The sequence below is a fragment of the Nocardia tenerifensis NBRC 101015 genome (genome assembly GCF_000308715.1).
In the GTDB taxonomy this organism is placed as follows: Bacteria; Actinomycetota; Actinomycetes; order Mycobacteriales; family Mycobacteriaceae; genus Nocardia; species Nocardia tenerifensis.
Genome location: NZ_BAGH01000030.1, coordinates 1 through 3,087, shown reverse-complemented (window position 1 = coordinate 3,087; position 3,087 = coordinate 1). Strand labels below are relative to the sequence as shown.

The following is a 3,087-nucleotide window of genomic DNA, read 5'->3' as shown; positions in this document are numbered from 1 at the left end:
GCCGAGGACCTGAACGCAGTCCTTCGCGGTCTCCACCGCGGCGTCCAGCGCGATGGCGGCGGCGATCGCGGCGGCGACGGGCAGCTCGGCGCCGCCCTCGTCCACCGCGGCCGCGGCGTCGGCCGCGACGGCGCGGATCAACTCGGTCCGGCACAGCATCCAGGCGCAGATGTGCTTGACGGCCTGGAACGAGCCGATCTTCCGGCCGAATTGCTCACGCACCTTGGCGTATTCGACCGCGGTCGACAGGCACCAGCCCGCGAGCCCGGCCAGCTCGGCGGCGGCCAGCACCACGACGAGATCCTCGACCGCATGCGGCGAGGTGAATATCCGGTCGGCGGGCACCCGCACGCCTGCGCAGTGCACGCGAGCCAGCGGCGTGCTCAGGTCGGCGGGCGAAAGCGGTTCCACCCGAAGGCCTTCGGTGTCCGGCGCGAGCAGTACCCAGCGCCGGCCCTGCGGAAAGGAGACCGGAAGCAGCACAGCGGTTTCCGGCGTCGCGCCGACGACCGAGTCCCAATCCCCGTCGAGCGTGAGCTCTTTCGCCTCGGTCGCTACGCTGACCCGCGCACCGACCATGAAATCGAGCGCGACCCCGCACGGCGTCCGCTCGTCGAGCCCGCCGGCCGTGATCAGATTGGCCAGCGCCGTAGCCAGCACCGGGCCGCCGACCAGATCGTGGGCGGCCTGCTCGACCAGCACGGCGAGGTCGGCGACCGTGCCGCCTGCCCCGCCCGCGTCCTCGGCCACGGCGACGCGGAAGATGCCGAGATCGGCGAGGGCGGGCCAGTACGCGCGCCAGAACGCGCTCGGATCGGCCCGCATTGTTGCAATTGGCCGCACCGATCCGGCCCACCCACGCATCGACTCCTGGACGGCTTTATGCTCGTCAGTGGTGGCGATGGTCACACTCCGTACCGCCTTCCCGGCGTGACTCCCACACCTAGAACATGTTCTAATATCCTAGCTGTGCGGAAGTCAAGAGACGACCGCCGAGCCGATACCCGGGCCAGACAACCCAACGACGTCTTCGGAAAGGACTCTCACCGATGGCCAGCCCCTCCCGATCGCAGCCTGCCGACAGCCCGGCGTCCCGAGCGACGGCCGCGGAGGAGGTAGCGGAGCGTGAGACACGAGCGGGGCGCGAGCGGCGTCAGTCCAACACAGCGCCCGCGACCGTTACGACGCTCAGCGAGGACGAGCTGAGCTCGGCAGCGCAGCGAGAACGGCGCAAGCGGATCCTCGACGCGACCCTGGCGCTGGCCTCGAAGGGCGGCTACGACGCGGTGCAGATGCGCGCGGTGGCCGAGCGCGCCGACGTCGCCGTCGGCACGCTGTACCGGTACTTCCCGTCGAAGGTCCACCTGCTGGTGTCCGCACTCTCCCGCGAGTTCGAGCAGATCGAGGGCAAGCGCAAGCCGCTGGCCGGCCAGTCGCCGCAGGAGCGCATGCACCTGCTGCTCAACCAGATCACCCGGATGATGCAGCGCGACCCGCTGCTCACCGAGGCCATGACGCGCGCGTTCATGTTCGCCGACGCGTCGGCGGCCGCCGAGGTCGATCGGGTCGGCAAGGTGATGGATCGGGTGTTCGCCCGCGCCATGAACGACGGCGAGCCCGACGACCGTCAGCTGGCCATCGCCAGGGTGATAAGCGATGTGTGGCTGTCGAACCTGGTGGCCTGGCTGACCCGGCGCGCCTCGGCGACCGACGTGACCGAACGCCTCGAGCTCACCGTCGACCTGCTGCTCGGCGAGCGCGCCTAGCAACCGGACAGCCGGCGCATACCCGGCAAACCCAACGCGCACGGCCCGGTTCGTGCGGAATATCACACTCACGCCCACGGCGGGCCTTGCGCACAGAATCCGCGCGCAGGGCCCGCCGTCGCGTTCTACCGGCTAGCGTGGGTTTCACGGGCACGCACCGGACCCGTAGCGCTTCGACATGATCGCAGCGCACACGGAAAAAGTGACCCATCGGCGTCCGGTACGGAACTAGGAGGCGCGTACCGGGCCGAAGACCCGCCAGAATTAGACACAGCGCACGCACAACGGCGGGCGTCGGTGCGGGGAATTCAACCCAGTATTGTTCTGCCCGCCCATGAAAAAACTCCTCCGATCACTAGGTTGGATGCGTGAGCGCACAGGATCTGCCACTGGAACTTCGTCGTGCACTGTCGACGGTCGCGCGAGTGCCGAGACTCTTGGTCGCCTCGGACTATGACGGGACGCTCGCGCCCATCGTGTCCGACCCGGCGAAGGCCTTTCCACACCGGGAATCGGTGAGCGCGTTACGCGCGCTCGCCGGGCTCACCGGCACCACCGCCGCGGTCATCTCCGGCCGCGCGCTGCGCGACCTCGCGGCCCTGTCGCGCCTTCCGGTCGAGGTACAGCTGATCGGCAGCCACGGCTCGGAGTTCGATGTCGGTTTCGTGCACGCCATCGACAACGACGCCAAGCAACTCCTCCAGGAGGTGCAGACCGCGCTGACCCAGATCGCCGCGGAGAACCCCGGCGTCACCGTCGAGATGAAACCGGCCAGCGTGGCGCTGCACGTGCGCAACGCGAGCCCGGAGATCGGGCACCGGGCGCTGACCAGCGTGCGGCAGGGCCCGGCGGCGTGGTTCGGCGTGCAGGTGACCGAGGGCAAGGCCGTCATCGAACTCGCCGTGGTGCAGACCGACAAGGGCACCGCGCTCGACACCATCCGGCATCAGGCCGCCGCGTCGGCCGCGGTGTTCTTCGGCGACGACGTCACCGACGAGAAGGCCTTCCGCGTTCTGTCCGGCCCCGACCTCGGCATCAAGGTCGGCGACGGCGAGAGCCAGGCCAAGTACCGGGTCGACAGCACCGAGGCCGTCTCGTGCGCGCTGGCCTACCTGCTCGAGGAGCGGCGCACCTGGCTGGCCGGCGCGAGCGCGCCCCGGATCGAGCGGCTGACCATGCTGGCCAGCCCGCGCTCGGTCGCGCTGCTGACGCCCGACGCGACGGTCACCTGGTTCTGCCATCCGGAGCCGGACTCGGCCGCGGTGTTCGCGCACCTGCTCGGCGGACCGCAGGCCGGTCACTTCACCATCGAGCCGGAGCG

The 3,087-nt window shown here is 69.9% G+C and carries 3 protein-coding genes; 2 read left to right on the top strand and 1 reads right to left on the bottom strand.

Features of this window, described 5'->3' with window-relative positions; translation table 11 throughout:
* Positions 1 to 909 (bottom strand): acyl-CoA dehydrogenase family protein (locus ON39_RS02405; protein WP_040730342.1); only part of this gene is annotated, 909 nt, incomplete at its 3' end.
* A 140-nt stretch (positions 910 to 1,049) separates the two neighbouring features.
* Here ON39_RS02405 and kstR point away from each other — a divergent pair.
* Together kstR and otsB are read left to right on the top strand one after the other, a co-directional pair.
* The gene (kstR, locus tag ON39_RS02400) at positions 1,050 to 1,766 is read left to right on the top strand and encodes a cholesterol catabolism transcriptional regulator KstR (RefSeq protein ID WP_040730340.1); all 717 of its coding nucleotides are present in this window, start codon (positions 1,050 to 1,052) and stop codon (positions 1,764 to 1,766) included.
* Between the two features lie 368 nt (positions 1,767 to 2,134).
* Positions 2,135 to 3,087, top strand: a 953-nt coding sequence (gene otsB / locus ON39_RS02395) for a trehalose-phosphatase (protein ID WP_040730341.1), incomplete at its 3' end; no start/stop codon positions are given.